The organism is Rhodopirellula europaea 6C, assembly GCF_000338295.1.
In the GTDB taxonomy this organism is placed as follows: Bacteria; Planctomycetota; Planctomycetia; order Pirellulales; family Pirellulaceae; genus Rhodopirellula; species Rhodopirellula europaea.
The window spans coordinates 33712-53496 of the sequence record NZ_ANMO01000130.1 but is presented as its reverse complement, the minus strand read 5'-3'; the positions used below and the strand labels follow the sequence as shown (position 1 = coordinate 53496).

Sequence of the window (19785 nt, the reverse complement as noted above, 5' to 3'; positions counted from 1 at the left end):
TGATGAACGCCGAACGGCCCGCCTGTTCTCCTTGGAACTTTGCGTCTGATTCCTGCCCTCCGGTGAAGGTTCTGGTTCGTTCCAAGTGCGACTCTTCGGTGGTTGGCCATGTGCTCGGATCCTAGACGGAGCAATCAAAGGGGACGAAGGTCGTTTAACCATACTTGTGCACCGGAGTAATTCGGTAGTCCCCACGACTGCCCCGTCCGGGGCGACCTGCTGGGTTCTGCCATCGGCCTCGGGGCTTCCGCTCCGAGCTACGGACGATCGCCCCATCCGGGGCGAAAGGGAAACCCGATGAAGCCGGCTCCCTTTTCAGAAAGCCTCCAAAACGCACGAGGTGATCTCCGTCGTATAGGGAGGCTTCACCATTCCTCCGCGAAGATTCAATCGGATCGGCCTCGTCAGCTGCGAAAAGGGGACGGAGTTAGTTCTACCATTGGTCTGCACCGGAGCTCTGCAGTAGCATTCTTGCTACCGGATCGTCGGATGGTGCCTGCCAGCGTTTTTCCGTTCTCCCTCCCGAGGACGATCCGATTTGGATCGTCATTTCACCTTCCTGATTCATGCGCTACCCAATGTCGTAGTACATCGGTCCGTGTTCAGGGCGGATGCCCTGTGAGGACAGCGAGATGTAGCTGACCTCGATCACACTCTTGGGGTTAGCACCTCATCGGAGCGGTCAGCGGCTCAGCTTGCGGTGTATGGCCGCTACCCAACCGGAAGGTCCGACCCACAGAGAGCCACTTCACCTCTTCGACTTCTCCGCGCTATCGCCGCTCATCGCCTCGAGTAACGACATTGCGTCGGTGTCTGGATGGGTGACACGAAATTCCCCCATTTGGTGGAATCGGCCGAAAACACGACCTATCGTTTTAGGATCAGAACAAACTTGACCCGAAGCGAGCAGAATGATGAAACAATTGATTGGATTTGTTGGCGCCGTCACCATCTTGGCATGCCTGGCGATTTGGATGCCTGAGTACATGGAGGCTCGAGAAAGCCGGGGCGGTCATCGGGTGAATGTTTTGTCAAATCAAAGCGGTGGAACATCGGACCCTGAGTTCATTGCATTCTGGGAATCGATTCATCGGGATCGACTACTCGACTACGTTGATCGATACAATGAGACCGGACAGGTTGATCTGGACTCGCTCTCGAAGTGCGCCGATTTTGATGCCTATTCGGCCTACTTGCGAATCTCGAAATTGGAGTCCGTCAAGAAGTTTGAGTATGCACTGCGTTTCACAGACAGCCTGTTGGAATTTCAAGACCGTTTGACGCGTTGACTTGTGGCGTGTGTTGGGGGTCAAGTTGCCGGGGACGATAAAGGGGGACGGAGTTCTTTTAACCAAATCGCTGCACCGGAGAGCTTCGGACGCATTCTTGCTGATGGATCGTCGGATGGTGCCGAGCACCATCGTTCGGCTCGATAAAGCCCGAAGGGCCGGCACATCCATTGCCGGGGTCGTCAGGCCCCGGAACGATGAACCGCCCAAACCGTTACCACGACGGCCCCGTCCGGGGCGGCCTGCTGGGTTCTGCCATCGGTCTCGGGGCTTCCGTCCCGAGCTACGGATGATTGCCCCATCCGGGGCGAAAGTGTGGAAACGCGGTGAAGCCGGCTCGTCTTCCCAATAGTCTCCAATACGGAGGTCGTGCAGTTTTGAAGTGCCGTGCTCGCAAGGTTGAAATCATCCTCCTGAACGCAGTTGGGGAGTGTCGGAATGCGAGCGTTCAGCGAGATTTCCGGGGAGGGTAGTGCGGGCCTTTTCCCATGCTCGGCCCTCACCCTCGCGTACGCCTGAACGGCGTCGCTCGACCTGTCCCCAAACTGCGTTTCGGGAGAGGTACGCCGTGTGTCAATCTGCCGAAAAGCGGCATCAAAAAAACTGCACGACCTCTACGCACGGCAGATTTGCGTGTCGATCAATTGATCGTTCCCACAGCAGCGGTGTTCACGCAATGGACAAGATCCTTGTGGACGTTGCTGGGTGCCAATAACGAATGGGCAAAGAGGCGTTGAGGCGAGAGGCGTCCAACGTGCCTCAGGCAGGTGGTCCCACCTCTGTTGGCAGTTCGACCGGTGCGACGTCCACCTTGACGGCAAGGGTCGTGTGGCCGCCGCCCAGCACGATGCCCCGCATGGGGCTGATGTCGTCATAGTCCCGACCAACACAGACGGGGATATGATCGACTCCGATCTGACAAGCATTGGTTGGGTCAAAGTCGATCCATCCCAGAGCTTCTCCCGCGTAGACGCTGATCCAAGCGTGGGATTCGTCGTTGCCTATCAAACGAGGTTTTCCGGGCGGAGGCAACGTTCGCAGATAGCCGCTGACATATCGGGCGGGCAACCCAAGGCTGCGCAAGCAGGCGATTTGAACGTGTGAGAAATCCTGACACACCCCTGCTTTGAGTTCAAACGCGGACTGGGTTGTCGTGCTGACGTCCGTGGCGGTCGAATCGTATCGGAAGTCATCGTGGATGTGTTTGGTCAGCTGAAGCACCGCGTCCAAGATCGATGAGCCCTCGTTCACGATCGTTTTGGCGTATTCGGCGAAGTGGCCCGCCAAGGGAATGCGAGGAGATGCGAACACATATTCCTTGGCGAAGAGATCAGCTTCGGTCTGTCCGGTTCGGATTGCATGGACCACTTCTGCTACCGTCGGAATGTTTGGCGACTCAAAGGGATTGATCGCATTGACCTGCACCTGACTGGCGACTTTGACAACCAACGATTCATGATGTGACTCAATCGCAAATGAGTCGACAACGTTACCGAAGTAGTCCGGGTGCGTATCCACTTTGGCTGGCACCGGTTCAATGGTGACGGTGCACTGGTTGCAAACCACCGACGGTGACCGTGTCTGCGGGCGCATGCGAAGCTGGTTCAAACAAACCGCAACGGGTTCGCTGTATGTGTACTTCGTCTCATGAACGATGTCGTAAGTGACCGACCGAGGCATTGAATTCACCTTTGCGTTGCTTCGGGAGGCATCAAGGATTCATCCAGCGATTGTTCGCGATCGCCAGTCAAAGTCTGCTCGGGTGCGGTATGAATGAGGTATCGACCAGCGATTGCGTTTGCCAGCTGAGGAATTTTCGCTTGAACCAATTCCAGCAACCGCTGCAGTTCCACCCGATTCCCCGATGCGTTGACTTCGGTGAGAGTCCCGACGTCCGCAATCAGCAATGGGTGCTGAAGTTCACGAGCCAATCGTTCGTCCGCACCCAACGCGACACGCCCTGGTTCCGTCGGTAGATCGCTGAGCAATTGTTGAATGTCGTTGAGCTGAAAACGCAGCGATCTCGGGTTGGTTTCATCCGTGACCATTAGGTCAATCGCGGGTGCGGGACGAACCAATGAAAGGTAACGCGACCGATAGGTCATCAAGCTGTCGGTCGCATCCAAAATGCTCTCGCACAATCCAACTTCATCGGCGACTGGCCGAACCATCGTTGCAAGCAACAACTCAGCGGTTTGATCAGCGCGTTCCAAGCGGCGTCCCAGCAAAACGAAACGCCAACCGTGTGTTCTTGTCAGACTCTCCGCGGTCAATCCGCTAAACGCCATCAAGTGGGTGATCAAACGGTTGAGCCGCTCCATCGCCCGCGAAACGTTGACCGTCGTCGGTCTTCGCGAGCCGGAGATATCCGCGTGAATGCTTTGGAAAATTCGATAGGCATCCAGCGAGATTCGGTCGCGAACGGCCGTCGCATTGTGCAGTGCGCTGGCAACCGAGTTTTGCAATGCTCGCGGATTGGCGGTGTCAAAGACGCTGGACGGCAACACGCTATCCAATTGAGGCATGGCCCCGTCGAGGCCCTCAATCGCGTAGTCAGGTTCGAGTTGTCCAACGGCCGCCAAAGCAGCCACCAACCTCGTCATCTCGGGCAAATCGTTGAGTTCATCTTCGCCCACCAGCCGAGCCAACGTCGTTCGCAGCAATCTGGCGATGGACTCACAACGCTCGACGTAGCGTCCCAACCAAAAAAGATGCTCGGCAACGCGGCTGGGCAATTCAGCTCCGCTGCGTCGCAGAACAATCGTGTGATCGTCATTGGAAAGCAACGTGGTTTCGTGATCGACTGGTTTGTCGCTGACGATCCAACAATCCTGCGTCAATTGCCCCTGAGTTGGCGAGTTGCTTAGCAGATCTTCTTTCGGACTGACACGCGCAAGTGCACCCGGCAACACTTCGATGTTGTTTTTGGTTTGCAGCACAAACGTCCGAAGTGAAACGTGCCAAGGTTCGAATCGCTCACCATGCCACACCGGCGTGACGCTGTGAGACAACCGATGTTGCCCAACAAATCGATTGGGTTGGGCTTTGATGCGACGCACCAAAGCGTCCTTCTCTTCGGCGGTGCATCGAACCGGCATCACCGGACGCGTGTCGCTGACCGCGAACGCATCTCGCAGAACCAATTCATCGAGATGTTCCAAAACATACTGGCGTTCCTTTTCGGCTCCGCACCAATACGTTGCCACGCTGGGCAATTGCAACGTCTCACCCAACAACAACTTTGCCGCCGCCGGCAAGAATGGGATCAATGCAGGCATTTCGGCGATCGCGGTTCCGATCGAATTCACAACCGCCAATTCACCGCCACGTTTGCACCGCAGCAATCCGGTGACGCCTTCGGTTGAATGAGGATCCAATTCCAATGGATCGCACTTTCGATCGGAGACATGCCGCCAAAGCACTTCGATCGGAAGCAATCCGCCTAATGTTTTCAAATGCAGCCGTTCGCCCCGAACCGCCAAGTCGCGGCCTTGGACCAAGGTGTATCCCAAATACCGAGCGAGGTAAGCGTCTTCGAAATCGCGATAGCTGCCGTGGCCGGGAGTCAGCAAAGCAACTCGCGGATTGTCTTTTTGACGAGGAGCAAGCGTTCGAAAATGGCGCCGCATTGATCCGAAGAATGATGCCAGCCGACGCACGTTGGCGGTGCGACTGAGATGCGGAAAGATGCGTCCATGAACAATCCGGTTCTCAAGCAGATAACCCAATCCGCTCGGCGCTCGGGTGCGATCACCGGTGACCCACCATGCACCATCGCTGGCACGCGCGACATCGAAACCGACCAGATGCAACCGATGACCAGCGGACACCGGAAGGTTGTGATAAACGCGAAGGAATCGAGGGTTGTCCCACAACAACTCAGGCGGCAAAACGCGTTCACGAATCAGCCGTTGGGGTCCAAGCAAATCAGCCAGGATGGCTTCCAGAACACGGGTCCGTTGAGCCAACCCGGTGGCCAACCGATTCCAGTCTTGCTCCGCGATGGCAATCGGCACGGTCGCCAATTGCCAAGGGCGAGTCTGCGTGCCTTCACCGGTGTCGATCTGAAACGTCGATCCGTTCTCACGAATCAATTGTTCAATCTGCGATTCACGGTCGTTCAGCCCTGACTTGCCGAGACTCGTGACCTCATTGGCAATGCTCTTCCAACATGGACGCAATGCACCATCGGGTAAACGGCATTCGTCAAAGCGTTCCGCCATCGAGGCATAGTCTGCCAATGAGAGCCCAGGCGGCGATCCCGATGGCAAATCGTTGGAATGAGCTGTCGCGGTGGGAGTCGGCACGTTCACCTTTGATTCGATCTGAGTTGGCAACAGCATCGACCCGAGGAAATACCATCTGGGTCAAACTTCTTCGTCGCGGTGTAGCATTGAAGCGCCATTGTAACCGAGCCCAAGGATTCGACGAATGACCGGGCGAGCAAATGCATCTCAGCCGCCTCGGCCACCCCCTACGTGGGAGAGGCAATCGTGGATTTCTAGCTGCGCCGCAAATCCATCGTGACAGGGAAGGGTTCGTACCCGGTTCGCGATGGCAGTCCAGGCATCACGATTTCGCCTCCCGACAGCGTGAATTCACGGAATCGCGATGCACGTCGCGACTCTGCTTCCTTCGGATTGACGGGGAACCGTTCGTGACTGAGCCCACCCGGGTGCACGGTGTGGTAAGTGCAGCCCCCGATCGAACGGCGAGCCGCACGATTCACCAAATCGAATTGCAACGGCGTGTGAACACCGATGGTTGGATGCAAGCAGCGAGGCGGTTGCCAGGCTCGATAGCGGATTCCCGCCACGTACTGACCGGCAACACCGGTGGCATGCAACGGAACCTCACGTCCCGCCACGATCAACGCGTGGCGATCCGGTTCCAAACCTTCCACCAACACCTGCAATCGTTCCAGTGATGAATCAACGAATCGAGTCGTTCCGCTCGACCCCGGTTCTTCACCCATCACGTACCACGGTTCAATGGCACTGCGAAGTTCCACTCGCATTCCATCGAGGACCATTTCGCCAATCAATGGGAACCGAAACTCATGATGCACCGCGAACCAATCCGCGGATATCGGTGACCCCTTGGCGTTAAGTTCGCCGACCAATTGCGTGAGGTCCTGCCAAGCAAAGTGGGGCAGCAAAAACTGATCGTGAAGACGTGTGCCCCAATGTTGAATCGGACGATCGTAAGGTTGCTGCCAAAACGCGGCCACGCACGAGCGAATCAACAACAACTGAGCCAGACTCATTTGTTCGTGCGGTGGCATTTCAAAGCCACGCAGCTCGACCAAGCCCAAACGTCCGGTTGAACTGTCAGGCGAGTACAGCTTGTCGACGCAGATTTCGGCACGGTGAGTGTTGCCCGTCAAATCGACCATCAGGTCACGGAACAATCGGTCCACCAACCACGGCGGAACATCCGTTTCGGTCGGAGGCAACTGACTCAGCGCGATGTCCATTTCATACGCCGCGTCTTGTCGCGCCTCATCCATTCGAGGTGCTTGACTGGTCGGGCCAATGAACCGACTGCTGAACATGTAAGACAGCGACGGGTGATTGTTCCAAAACCGAATGAAGCTGGCCAACAAATCGGGCCGTCGCAAGAACGGGCTTTCGTTCGTCGATCGTCCACCCAATACGATGTGGTTTCCTCCACCGGTCCCGGTGTGGTAACCGTCCAAGTCAAACTTCTCGGTTCCCAGCCGTGATTTGCGAGCTTCGTGATACAGCGATTCAGTCAATTCAACCAAATCGTCCCACGATGCGGTCGGCTGCGTGTTGACTTCGATCACACCTGGGTCAGGAGTAACCTTGAACAACTCGATTCGATCGTCAGCGGGCGGCAGATAGCCTTCGATGATGACCGGCAATTTGGTCGAAGCACAGGTTTGCTCAACGGCGGTGACCAAATCCAAGTAGTCCTCGATCCGCTGAGTCGGCGGCATGAAGACATACAATCGTCCGTACCGACACTCCACGCAAAGCGCCGTTTGCACCACGTCTTCGCTGGTCGGCAGATTGTCGTCGTCTTCTTCATCCAAGACTTGAGGGTGAATCCGTTCTCGTGACTCGTCGGGCGAATCAACGCGTCGATTGCCTCGCGGGTCTTGTTCATTCCCCCGAGGCATCTCGGGCGGTGGCAACGGTCCGTGCGGAGCCGTCGGATCCATCGGCGTGGTATAGAACGGGGCCTCGGATGCGGAAGCAACGGGCAAACGATCCAGAGGCAATCGCAAACCGATCGGCGAATCACCGGGAATCAAATACACACGTTCGCTTCGAACAGGCCATCGGCCGCTGATCCAACCCGGGCGAGCCTGCCACCATGCTCGGCGAACCGGAAGCACATATCCAACGGGCGACCCAAGCCCAGCGTTGAACGTTCGCATCATCATCGCACGTTCATTGGGATCCTCCAGCTTCGGATCCTCCGGGTCCACATCGATCGGCAAACGGTTCTCTCGCCACAAGTAGTGAAAGACGTCTTCGTGAACCGGGAACGTCATCCGGGCACTGACATTCAGCTCGCGCGCCAGCGTTTTCACAAAACGTTCCGCGTCGCTGTGAGTGTGACCGTAGTCTTTCCCCTCATCGGCGATCCATTGATCGTCCTGCCAAATCGGTTGCCCATCGCGCCGCCACAAACAAGTCAACGCCCATCGAGGAAGCGACTCGCCGGGATACCATTTGCCTTGACCGTAGTGCAGCAAACTTCCCGGTGCCCAACGATCCCGCAGACGAGTCAGCAAAACATTGCTGAGCACTCGTTTCTCTTCACCAACCGCATCGGTGTTCCATTGCGGATCATCCATGTTGTCGATCGAAACGAAGGTCGGTTCGCCACCCATCGTCAACCGAACATCAGCTGATTCCAACTGTTCATCAATCGTTCGGCCGGCCTGCAAGATTTCTTGCCAAGTGGATTCCGCGTACGGTTTGGTCACGCGTGGATCTTCATGGACCCGAGTGACCGTCATCTCGTGTTCAAATTCCACTTCGCACGGTTCATGCCCACCGATGATCGGTGCCGCGTCAGTGAATGTCGGCGTGCAAGCCAACGGGATGTGACCTTCGCCGGCCATCAAGCCACTGGTCGGATCCAACCCAACCCATCCGGCACCTGGCAGATAGACCTCGGTCCAGGCGTGCAAATCGCAGAAGTCCTCCGCCGGTCCATTGGGTCCGTCCAAGGATTCTTGATCAGCGGTCAACTGAATCAAATACCCGGACACAAAACGGGATGCCATCCCCATGTGACGAAACGCGTTGACCAACAACCAAGCTGAGTCACGGCACGAACCGCTGCACAGAGTCAGCGTTTCTTCGGGTGTTTGGACACCTGGTTCCAAACGGATTTTGTAATCGATCTTCGATTGGGCCGCTCGATTGACGTCGACCAAGAAATCGATGATTCGCTCCGACTTCTTCGGCAGCGTTTCGATCCATTTTTCGAACTTGGGCGTCGTCTCCACCGGCGCCAAATAGCTGGCCAGTTGCCGTTTGACTTGATCGTCGTATTCGAATGGCCATTCCTGAGCCGAATCGTCAACGAAAAACTCAAACGGGTTGATGACGGTCATATCCGCCACCAAATCCACGCAAACGGTGAAGTGGTCTGTTGGCTTTTCAAAAACCAACCGCGCAACCGGATTGGCAAAGGGATCCTGTTGCCAGTTGCAAAAATGGTCTTCGGGGGAGATCGCCAAGTTGTACGACACAATTGGTGTTCGACCATGATAGGCCGGACGCAATCGGACTTGTTGAGCACCGACCATGATCGGTCGTTCGTATTTGTACGACGTCTTGTGATGTAGCGCGACGCGGATCGTCATGAATTCACCGAAATTTGAAAATAGTCTTGTCCAAGAGCTTCACCAATTCGATTGATTTCGGATTGAACCGAATCAACAAATTGGTGCATGCCGCCCGCTAGCGCTTCTTCGACTTGAGTGTGAGCTAAACGATGTTGCAGTTCGTCGAGAATGGGGCCCGCCGTACGATTCATATTGCTGGAGGAAGCCTGCTCGATTTCTCCGAGCGACCAGTTCGCTGATGCGATGCAGTGGTGAATCGATCTTGGAAAGCTGCGATTGAAGAGAAAGAAATCAACGACCTTTTCAATTTCAATTTGATGGTGATCGCGACGATAGGCTTCGAACCCGCTGATCGCCAGCAACAATGCTGACCACTGCAAATCGTCGACCGCCGTGCCAACGTCTGCCAAGTTCGGCAGCAGATTGAAGTACTTCACATCCAAAATTCGAGACGTCTTGTCGGCTCGCTCAAGCATGCGGCCTAAGTTCGCGAAGTGCCATCCACTGTCCTGGGCCATGGTGCTGGCAAACACACCGCTCCAAAGCAGCGTTTGCTTTCGAACGTCATCAAAAAACTGGCTGGTCGGATCCATCGCCGCCGCGGGCGAAGCGTCACCAACGAAGTGATAAAACTGGTTGAGTTGTTCAAACGCTTCCGAAGACAAGGTCTCACGAACGCCCCGAGCATTTTCGCGAGCCGCTCGCAAGCAGGAAACCATGCTGTTGGGATACTCATCGTCGAACGCGAGGAACTGAACGACGTTGCGACTGTCAGGCTTGCCATATTTCTCTTCGAACCACTCCTCATCAGCGGTGACCTGCACCAACGGACTCCAAGGATCAACCAAGTTCTCAGGTTGATCCAAGATCAAGTTCAGAGTGACCTCCAAGAAGCGTGCGATATTCTCAGCACGCTCCACTTGGCGACTCATCCAGTAAACGGATTCAGCAACGCGTGAAAGCATATCAGTGGTGTCAGCGATGAAAAGAAAAGCGACTGCGCGATTGAATTGAAAATGGCGAAAGCGGATCAATGCAGAGTAGCCATCGCGGCCAAACAAACCCTGCGAACGGTTCTAGACCCGCGCGATGGTTTCACCAGCCTGTGCGACCACCCAAGTGTCTTTGCTACCGCCACCTTGGGATGAATTTACGACGAGGCAACCCTTTTTGAGTGCCACTCGTGTCAGACCGCCGGGCAAAACCCACACATCGTCTGGGCCATCGCAAAGAATGTACGGACGCAAATCGACATGACGTCCTTCAAGGTGATCGTCCACCATTGTCGGAACCCGAGACAATTGCAGCGTCGGTTGGGCGATGTAATTGCGTGGATTGTCGATGATCTTCGCCGCGAATTCTTGACGTTCTTCTGGCGTGGCATGCGGCCCGATCAAGATGCCATAGCCACCCGATTCACCAGCCGCTTTGACAACCAATTCGTCCAAGTGATCCAGCACATAGGCGCGGTCTTCTTCGCGATCGCACAGGTATGTCGGCACGTTCGAAAGAATTGGTTCTTCACCCAAGTAATACTGAATCATCTCCGGCACGTAGGCGTAGACAACCTTGTCATCAGCAACACCGGTGCCCGGTGCATTTGCGAGTGCCACATTGCCGGCACGATAAGCCGACATCAACCCGGGAACTCCCAAGACCGATTTCGGATTGAACACTTTTGGGTCGAGGAAAGTGTCATCCACACGTCGATAGATCACATCCACCGCTTGAAGTCCATCGGTCGTTCGCATGTAGACACGATCGTCTTTGACCAACAGGTCACGTCCTTCCACCAACTCGACGCCCATCTGGTGTGCCAGATAGGAGTGTTCGTAGTAGGCGCTGTTGTAGACACCCGGTGTCAGCACGACCACATTTGGATCGGCAATATGGCTCGGTGCCATCCGGCGAAGCATCTGATACAGCCGCGCGGGATAATCACTGACCGGGCGGACCATCGATGCCGTGAAGGCTTGCGGGAAGTTCCGCTTCATCACCGAGCGATTCTGCAACACGTACGAAACGCCGGACGGGCATCGCAGGTTGTCTTCCAGAACAAAGACGTTCCCGTCGTTGTCGCGAACCAAGTCGGTCCCGGTGATATGGCACCAAACATCATGCGGCGGACGCAGACCTTTGCACTGAGGCAAGTATGCCGGGCACGAATCCACGATCGATGCCGGGATGATGCCGTCTTCGATAATCTTTCGTTCGTTGTAGATGTCCGACAAAAAACGGTTCAGCGCCCGAATACGCTGTTTCAAACCAGTGTCGATATGCGTCCAAACATCCGGTGAGATGATTCGCGGAACGATGTCAAAGGGCATGATTTTCTCGGTGCCCGCTGAGTCACTGTAAACCGTGAACGTGATGCCCATCTGGTACAGCGACCGTTCGATCGCCAACTGTCGACGATTCAATTCACCCGGTGGCAAACGATTGATCAGATCCACCAACGCGACCGCATCGGGCCGCGCAAACGAGTCTTGATCCACCACTTCGTCAAAGAAAGATCCGGTTTCGTAGCCGGGCAAACACGGAACCGTTCCCGATTGGGATTGCATTTGTCCGTTCTGCGACTGACCGGCTTGCGCCTGAGCCAGCGGCGACTGAGTTTGTTGTGGGTGATTTTGCATGGAGCAATCTACCGGTCGCGTTCGCGAAACCGGCCTACAGAGTAAACACGACGACACTCATCCCTCTCAACCACCGAAAAATCGGCGGGGGTTCACGGCCAGTCCGCCTCTGACTGATACGCTGCAGTGTATCTCAACTAATGGTGACAATGAAACGACTTGACTGTGACGTTCTCGAAGGAAGGTTAGATTTCCTCCGTGAAGCATTAGCAGTGCGGTGAATGCCATAAACGAACGTATGAGTCACTCAAACACTGACCGAAAACGGCAGAACCACGGGTTCAAATTTCACGTGTTTGACCGCGGCGCCGGCGTTGTAAAAGTCGATTCCAGCGACATGGACACCACGGAGGCACCGATGGGTGTGACCAAACACGACTTGGCCAATGTTGTGGTGCATCCAATCAGGTTGTTGCCTCGCCCAGTGAAGCAAGCGCAAACAAGTCGACCGGCGACGATGTGCCACTCCCGCCGCGGCCAAATGCAATCGCGCGGTCACCGCAGCGTCGTACAAACCGTTTTGTAGATTGGCCGGCGAGGTGGCTGGTTCGTGAGCCCAACGGTTTCGATATTGATCCAGTCCGACAGAATTGCGACCACCCTCGATCACGTCGCCGTGGACCATCAATGTGTCGGCCAGACGAATCGCATCCAATCCCACATAGACGGAACCCGGTCGCATCGGCAGCCGAACGTGCTGAGCTGCCCCCGTCGAGTCCGAGTTGTCCCCATTGGTATCGCTCGGTGACAAGTTTTCGGGCTGAGTGTGCGGACGAGCCCACTGATCCAGCGACTCGCGAAAAGCCGCTTGGGCGTCGTGATTGCCGGTGAGATAAACGAACGTCTTCTCCGGAAATTCGGCTCGCCAGGCTTCCAACCAATCGATCGCGGCATTGCGAGACACATCGCCGCCACCGATCCGACTCCAGCAAAAGTCGAACAGATCTCCGCCCCAAACGCAGACGTCCGAGGCCTCCACCGCCCGCCGAATTGTCGCTTCATGCCGCTCATAATTGCAGCGTGAACTGAACAGATGCAGATCCGAGATGAACGCCAGTTGAAGCGGATCGGTAGGATCAGACTCGGGAACTAATTCCGCCAACCTGGGCGGCGTGTTACCGTTCTCCGATAGTTGTTTTTTCCTACGCTTCAACATTTCTCTCTCGCAGTGTTTGGTCGACCATGACCGTGACTCCTCCCGATTCGACACCCTCGGATTCTGAACCAACAGGTTTCGAACCCGCGAAAACCGTGCCTACTAAAGTAACCGCCGTCCGCCGCCATGTGCTGAAGGCTTTGGTCGCCCTGATCGCAGGCATCATCGTCGTCGGGATGATTCAGTCCCGAGCCCACGAAACCGACTATCAAAAAGCTCTGCTGCAAAGCCTGGCGGCCGGCGGAATCGCGTTGCTATTCGTGTTGTATCAACTGCAACGAGCCAGTTCAGCCGCCGCGAAAGCGTGGCTGGTTCCGGCTTCTTGTTTGGCACTCATTGTCGCAGGGGGCACGCTTCTCCGGTTCGAAAGTTTTTCGGGCGAAATGGTTCCTCGGTTCTCGTGGCGGTTCGGAAACAACAAGACCCCTGCTTTGAAAGTCACCCCATTGGCCGAATCCGACTCAGGTGAGCTCGCGGTGGAAGCACAGAGCTCAACCGAAGAAGGTTCATGGTTGGAGTTTCTGGGAAACGATCGCACGGGAGTGATGCCAGAACGCGAATTTGAGATTCCAAACTCAGTCGACGAAATCACTCGGCGATGGGACATCGGCATCGGCGAAGGATGGTCATCGTTTGCGGTCGCTGACGGCATCGCGGTGACCTTGGAACAACGTGGTGAAATGGAGTGCGTCACCGCCTATCGACTTTCGGATGGGCAATTGCTGTGGTTGGTCGAACATGAGGCGATTCACTTTCAGGCACTCGGCGGAGGTGGCCCACGTTCGACACCCGCGATTATTCCGGCGACCGAATTGTCACCCGGCAGAGTCTACGCCCAGGGTGCCACGGGAACCGTTTGGTGCTTGCAATTGACCGATGGCGAAGTCCTTTGGAAACGTGACCTGATTGAAATCGCAGGGTGGACCATCGAAGAATCGGAACAAGCGATCTCATGGGGTCGCTCTGGTTCACCATTGATTGTCGACAACCTCTGCGTGCTCCCGCTCGGTGGTCCCGCATCGGCGTCGGATGAAGGACGTTCGTTGATCGCTTTGGATCCGGCAACCGGCGAAACCGTTTGGCGAAGCGGTGACCAGCAAATCAGTTATGCTTCGGCGATGACCATGACCCTTGGCGGCAAACGACAAATCGTATCTGTCAACGAAGCCGACATCACCGGACATGACATTGAATCGGGCGAAGTCCTTTGGTCGTTCCCCTGGGAAGGCAAATCCAACTCGGGTGCCAACTGCGCCGCGGCAATGCCAGCCGGTGAAAATCAATTTCTGATCGGCAAGGGCTACGGTGGTGGAAGCTCGTTGATTCAAGTCACTCGGGTCGACAACGCGACGAACGCCGACGATGCCTCCTCCGAGAAGGAGACGTTCATTGCCGAGGAGCTTTGGCATTCGTCACGAGTTTTGAAAACCAAATTCAATCACACTTTGGTTCGAAACGGTGTCGCTTACGGATTGAGCAACGGTGCCTTGCAAGCGGTTGACATTGAATCCGGCGAGCGACTGTGGGAGCAATCACGTCGAGATCGGCTCGGACAAGGGCAAGCCGTTTTGGTCGAAGACGTCTTGGTGGTGCAAGGAGAAGAAGGAGAGGTCGTGCTGGTTGCCGCCGATCCCGATGACTACCGAGAGTTGATCCGCATTCCAGCTTTGCAACACAAGACGTGGAACATCCCTACCGTGGTCGACAACCTCATTCTCGTACGCAACGCTCATCAAGCCATTGCATTGGAGCTACCTCAACGATGACCGTCACTTCCTCCGTGTTCACGGACTCTGATCCCTATCCTGATCCCGACAAGATCGAACCACTCGATTTTTTGGTCGTCGCCCCTCATCCCGACGATGCGGAGTTGGGCATGGGTGGAACGATCATGCGAATGATCGACGAAGGCATGCGAGTCGGAGTGTTGGACCTGACCAGTGGCGAACCGACACCCCATGGCAGCCTCGAGATCCGAAAGCGTGAAACGGCCCGAGCAACGGAGATCACGAAGTTGACTTGGCGGGGCAACGCCGGGTTAACCAACCGAGCCGTCGAAGCCACCCTACCCGCTCGAGAACACATTGCTTCTTTCGTTCGGTGTTTGCGACCGCGATGGTTGTTCGCACCCTACCACGAAGACGCTCATCCAGATCACGTTGCTGCGACTCAGCTGGTCGAAGCGGCACGGTTTCATTCCAAACTCAGCAAAACGGCGATGCCGGGTCCGCGGCATCATCCCCAGCGGATTTACTATTACTTTTGCATTCACCTGCGTTTGGCGGTGCAACCCAGCTGGATCGTCGATATCTCTGAACAGTGGGACCGCAAACTCGAATCGATTCGTGCTTACGAAAGCCAGTTCATCACCGGTCGCGACCCGGGCCCTCCAAGCCTGACCGATCGATTCCGAGACGATGCGGCTTACTGGGGTCGTTTGATCGATCGCCAGTACGGCGAGCCGTTTGCAACCAAAGAACCTCTTGCGATGACCAGTTTGCGAGACTTGCTCTGAGAGCCCGTGTCGTTCCCAAATTGCATTTTGTCATCGGCGGATTAGCCTGTTCTCGAGAGCGACGCGCTCCCTTTTCTTTGACGCTTGAGTTTCCAAAATGCCTGCACAGGAATCAGACGAGCCGCTGTTTCCTTTGCCGCTGACGCCACTGGAAACCTTTTTCGTCCTGGATGAAAAAGAGTCTTGTCCGATCGCCATGTTGATCGAGCTGCAATTCTCGACGCCGTTGCAGCTACCCGTCTTGCAGAACGCGTTGGACGAGACGGTGAAAGATCACCCGTTGCTCGCTTGCAAACTGGTGCGTGAAGGCGAGCGATTTTTTTGGCATTTTGATCCAGATCTGGCACCGCAGGTACTGACCAACGATGACCTGCCATTGACCACCGGCCCCGCTGACAATCCCCAGACTCAACCCTTCGATTTGTTTCGTGAGTCGGGATGTCGCTTCTGGTACGTTCCCGAGGAAACCGGCAGTCGCCTCTATGTCCAACTGCATCATGCTTGTGGCGATGGCGTGGGAATGCGGCAAGTCCTTGTTGGGACCCTCACGCGTTACGCGCGGGCAACGGGCGATCCAGAATGCGGAAAAACCTCTCGAAAATCTTCGCGTTCCGCGCCCAATCCAGAACGTCTTCGCGATCGAAACGACTTCTCCGAGTTGCTTTCCAAACCGCCCAAACGTTCGTTGACGACTTGGGATCGAATTCGGAATGCCTACTACTTCCACTTCCAACGTCCCGCCGTTCTTTCCAAACCCCGAGGGTTTGGCTCTGCATCAACCCAGAAAGAGATTGAGTCGCAGGCAATCGGCCAACCCTTGCGACATGTTCTGTTCAGCAAGGAAGAATCAGCCTCGATTGAGAGAGCTTGCAGCAACGCGTCCATCCGAGTCAACGACCTTGCCATCGCGATGCTGTTCCAAACCTTTGAGCAATGGGAACAAACCCACGGCGGAGGCAAAGCGATTCGCTACCGAGTGATGATGCCGGTCGATTTGCGATCTCGAAGAGACTTGAATCTGCCCGCAACCAATCGGCTCAGCTTCGCTTTCTTAGGACGACGCAAAGACCAATGCCAGGATATTGAGCAACTCGTTTCAAGCGTCGCGGACGAAGTGGTGGCAATCAAGGAAACCCGCGTGCACATGGATTTTCTGGATGGTTTGGCTGCGGCGGTTCAACACCCACGTTTCATGCGGTGGGTGATCGATAAAAGTCGTCACATGACCACCAGCGTGCTCACCTACACCGGTGATCTTTCGCGAGGAATGAAGAAGTTCTTTCCAGAATCGGATGGACAACTCCAGATCGGCGATGCTTACCTTCGAAACGCGCTCGGATCGCCCCCAGCACGGGAGGGAACCAATATCGCTCTGGGCATCTGCATCAATTGGGGCCAGATCTGCATCTCCGCCTCCTGGAATCGCCAAGCCTGGGACGCAGCCACCACCGACCAATTCCTCCAAACATACGCCAGCAACTGGCGAGCATGGTTGAAACGTCAAGACATCAACCAATCTGCCACGTTTGGAAAGTCATTTAGGTCCAACCCACATATTACGAAAGAAGGATCGATCTCAAACGATTCCGATTCCAAGTGACGCAAGCGTTGTTCATTGATTTCCAAGATCGCTTGTTGGACTTCGTTCTTTGGACGGCCCGAATTGGCGACGGCGATCGAATTCCAAGCCAATGATTCATCCCGTCGATGCAATTGCTCAAGCAACCCGACCAGTTCGACGACCGGTTTGTATTTTCCGTCCGCTGACTGCCTGATTTGATCTCCAATCATTTTGGTTCGGTGGATCAACTTGGCTCGTTCCGAGACACGTTTGGCTTCCACATCCATGGCTAGTTCTTGCAATGACTGACTCAAACGCTGATACCCGACATCATCGGTTGCGTCACGCAAAATGGCTTCGCAAAAACAAGTCACCGCCTTTGCGTGCTCACCTCGCATCTGATGCAGGCTCGCGGTCGCAAACCAAGCGTCCGCGTTGGATTCATTGGTGAGAACCATTTCTTCGGACCACTGTGTCAGAGCCTCTTGGTCTTCTTCCAAAGCCAGCAATCGACCAAGCAAAGACTTTTCCAGATCCGATGGTTCTCCCGACGAATTGATCAACGTCTTGATCGCTTCCTTACGCGAGTCATTCGCTACTAAATCCTGTGCTGTTCCTAGAACACCAATGGGTTCATCTTCTTCGCTGCCGTTCATCGGGAATGGGGCATCCGAGATTGAAAGTAATTCAAGCATCCAGTGCTCCTTCACGGTGCCCGACTGACAAAGCTGTCGGATGTGGGACGCGGCATCATGGCGACGACCTTGGCGAAGATACAGCTGGGCGATTTCCTCATGCACCATCGCGATGCCAGGCACCTCATCCAGGATCGCCTTGTACCGTTTTTCAGCTTGGTTCCAATCTCCTTTTAGAACCATCCACTGCGCCGTTTGACCGAGGGTGGGTAACCTCGCTTGGGGATCACGCAAGGCAACCGAATCCAAGATCGCAATGGCTTCCTCGAATCGATGCCGCTCGCCCAAGACCCGAGCCATGACGAACATCACTAATGGATCATCGCCGCCATGTCGGTAGGCGGCGCGTGCATGATCGTAGGCTTCCTCGATCCGTCCATCGGCGAGCGCCTGTTCCGCCAGCTCCCGCGACGCAGTGACATCGACTGACATCGCGGGTTCAACAAAATCCGGTCGAGGCACGGATAGGTCCGGTCGATCGTCGCTGAAGACTTCGGCGGTCGATTCTGTTTGCTGGACCTCTGAATGGACCTCCGTTAATTCCGAAGGCGAGTTCGGTTCCAATCTCGCATCACATGAAATTTGCGAGGAGATCGCTGCAATAGCAACCAGCGTCAACGACCGGCGCAACGTCCGTCGATGTCGATCACTCATTTTCGCGAACTCGAATCCAGTGGTCGTGGAACACCATGTCCTGCTCCACCGAGATAGGTGGCATATGGCACTTCACGCAGCCGCCATCAGTTGAAACCGAGCAAGCCACTTGTGACTCGACATGTGGTTGGTGACACGTTCGACAATCTTGATCGTAGTCTGCTGTCGACTTCAAATGAGCGTCTTGATGTGGGTTGTGGCAAGTCGAACAAGTTAATGAACGGCCGGATTTGATATAGCATTCACTGCGCAGCAATCCGATTGGCTGCAATCGCAACAACTCGCTGGAGTAGTCACGCAGCTCCTTCGGAGACACGTGCCGAGGAAGGCGATGACAAGACCCGCACAGTTGAATCTCAGATTCGCCGTCCCAATCTGAACGGCCAACAGAAAAAGCGGGAGGATTGTCCATTCGCCGAGCCAGGCGAACATGTTCACTGCCTGGACCATGGCATTTTTCGCAGTCCACATTTGGGATCAGATCCGTCAATTCGTGATCCACAATCTTCCCCGAAGTCGTGTGACATTCGATGCACGAATCCATTTTTTCCCCACGAATCCTCTCACCGAAACAATCTATTGCGTCCAGAGGTTCCGAGTTCGTGTGCCCCGGCGTCAATCCAAAGCGACCGGTTTGTCGTGAGTCCGTGACTCGATGATTCGACGGTTCACCCTCTCGGCCCGGATACCACGAAACACGATGTTCCATGATAGAGGATGTCTTCGCTTCCTCTCGTAAGATTGAAAACAAAGTAATCGCGTTGCGACCTGACCCCAACGCATACGGAAACTTCATCGGTACCATTTTATCGACCGATTCATCCAAAGCACGGAGCACCAATAACCCTTCTTCTGAGGATCGATAGTGGAACAAGCCGTGGAGCTCGCCCGCATCAACCGTCTTTCCATCGAACAAATTCGAAACGACTGGTTCACTCGTGAGAGTAAACGTGGAAGCGTGCCCCGATGCTCGATGCATTTCAAAGTTGCTGCGATGACACTCTGCACAAACGGCTTTGCCCACAAATGTGGGCAAAGCTGCCACGTTCAATTGGTCGATTTCTCTCGGGCTGTCACCCGACGTTGTTGGCACACTTGTGGATTGAACCACCCAGCCAACGGCCAATGCGAAAAGGCTACCAGCCTTCCATCCGATTCGCCGCCGACTGATGTGCATGCTCATCAACCCTGTCGCATCAACGCATGGACTTCTCGAGTTCCTTGGCGTACTCCTCTTCGCTCATTTCGCCGCCGGGAACTTCCGTTGTGGATTCTTCTATGGGAGGAGCAATTACAGTACTACCCGAGTCGTCACAGCCAACCACTCCGCCGATTAGCAAACAACTAGAGAAGAACAGAGCCAACATGTTTTTCGTCATCATATGTACCTGAATAAAATAGAATAAGTTGAAACAAAGAGTGAGCCTGTTCACCTCAGTGAAAGACTC

Annotated in this window: 13 protein-coding genes and 1 pseudogene; 4 read left to right on the top strand and 10 right to left on the bottom strand. The window is 55.2% G+C overall.

Annotated elements, in window-relative coordinates:
• Window positions 1-571 precede the first annotated feature (571 nt).
• Window positions 572-761: pseudogene (locus RE6C_RS33715) on the bottom strand (IS91 family transposase); the annotation flags it as partial.
• A 150-nt stretch (window positions 762-911) separates the two neighbouring features.
• Here RE6C_RS33715 and RE6C_RS14700 point away from each other — a divergent pair.
• Entirely contained in the window at window positions 912-1289 is a 378-nt protein-coding gene (locus RE6C_RS14700; protein WP_008657729.1) for a hypothetical protein, read from the top strand.
• Between the two features lie 759 nt (window positions 1290-2048).
• Here the strand turns inward: RE6C_RS14700 and RE6C_RS14695 are convergent.
• The 6 genes from RE6C_RS14695 to RE6C_RS14670 form a co-directional block, all read right to left on the bottom strand.
• Window positions 2049-2969 (bottom strand): transglutaminase family protein, encoded by a 921-nt coding sequence (locus RE6C_RS14695; protein WP_039962114.1) that lies wholly within the window; start codon window positions 2967-2969, stop codon window positions 2049-2051.
• A gap of 5 nt (window positions 2970-2974) precedes the next feature.
• Window positions 2975-5632, bottom strand: coding sequence for a circularly permuted type 2 ATP-grasp protein (locus RE6C_RS14690; protein WP_008657727.1), 2658 nt, complete (start codon window positions 5630-5632; stop codon window positions 2975-2977).
• 158 nt (window positions 5633-5790) lie between these two features.
• Window positions 5791-9138, bottom strand: a complete 3348-nt coding sequence (locus RE6C_RS14685) for a transglutaminase family protein (RefSeq protein WP_008657726.1) — start codon at window positions 9136-9138, stop codon at window positions 5791-5793.
• A complete protein-coding gene (locus RE6C_RS14680) occupies window positions 9135-10085 on the bottom strand; it encodes an alpha-E domain-containing protein (protein ID WP_037252367.1) in 951 nt (316 codons plus the stop codon). The genes RE6C_RS14685 and RE6C_RS14680 overlap by 4 nt, the downstream gene beginning before the upstream one ends.
• 111 nt (window positions 10086-10196) lie before the next feature.
• The gene (locus RE6C_RS14675; protein WP_008657724.1) at window positions 10197-11756 is read right to left on the bottom strand and encodes a circularly permuted type 2 ATP-grasp protein; all 1560 of its coding nucleotides are present in this window, start codon (window positions 11754-11756) and stop codon (window positions 10197-10199) included.
• A 247-nt stretch (window positions 11757-12003) separates the two neighbouring features.
• Window positions 12004-12858: a metallophosphoesterase gene (locus RE6C_RS14670; protein ID WP_008657723.1), complete on the bottom strand. Its 855-nt coding sequence runs from the start codon at window positions 12856-12858 to the stop codon at window positions 12004-12006.
• A gap of 182 nt (window positions 12859-13040) precedes the next feature.
• Between RE6C_RS14670 and RE6C_RS14665 the strand changes: the two genes are divergently transcribed.
• The 3 genes from RE6C_RS14665 to RE6C_RS14655 all read left to right on the top strand — a co-directional run bounded on the left by RE6C_RS14665 (window position 13041) and on the right by RE6C_RS14655 (window position 17027).
• Entirely contained in the window at window positions 13041-14678 is a 1638-nt protein-coding gene (locus RE6C_RS14665; protein ID WP_008657722.1) for an outer membrane protein assembly factor BamB, read from the top strand.
• Window positions 14675-15427, top strand: coding sequence for a bacillithiol biosynthesis deacetylase BshB1 (gene bshB1, locus RE6C_RS14660; RefSeq protein WP_008657721.1), 753 nt, complete (start codon window positions 14675-14677; stop codon window positions 15425-15427). The genes RE6C_RS14665 and bshB1 overlap by 4 nt, the downstream gene beginning before the upstream one ends.
• A gap of 97 nt (window positions 15428-15524) precedes the next feature.
• The gene (locus RE6C_RS14655) at window positions 15525-17027 is read left to right on the top strand and encodes a hypothetical protein (protein WP_008657720.1); all 1503 of its coding nucleotides are present in this window, start codon (window positions 15525-15527) and stop codon (window positions 17025-17027) included.
• On the opposite strand, the gene RE6C_RS14650 is transcribed toward RE6C_RS14655, so the two are convergent.
• From RE6C_RS14650 to RE6C_RS14640, 3 genes are read right to left on the bottom strand one after another with little or no spacing between them, the layout of a single operon-like run.
• Window positions 16928-18337, bottom strand: a complete 1410-nt coding sequence (locus RE6C_RS14650; RefSeq protein ID WP_008657719.1) for a tetratricopeptide repeat protein — start codon at window positions 18335-18337, stop codon at window positions 16928-16930. The genes RE6C_RS14655 and RE6C_RS14650 overlap by 100 nt on opposite strands.
• Window positions 18330-19514 carry a multiheme c-type cytochrome gene (locus RE6C_RS14645; protein WP_039962121.1) on the bottom strand — a complete coding sequence of 395 codons (1185 nt, stop codon included), beginning with the start codon at window positions 19512-19514 and terminating at the stop codon, window positions 18330-18332. Before RE6C_RS14645 ends, RE6C_RS14650 begins: the two co-directional genes overlap by 8 nt.
• A 19-nt stretch (window positions 19515-19533) precedes the next feature.
• Window positions 19534-19719, bottom strand: coding sequence for a hypothetical protein (locus RE6C_RS14640; protein WP_008657717.1), 186 nt, complete (start codon window positions 19717-19719; stop codon window positions 19534-19536).
• Between the last annotated feature and the right edge of the window lie 66 nt (window positions 19720-19785).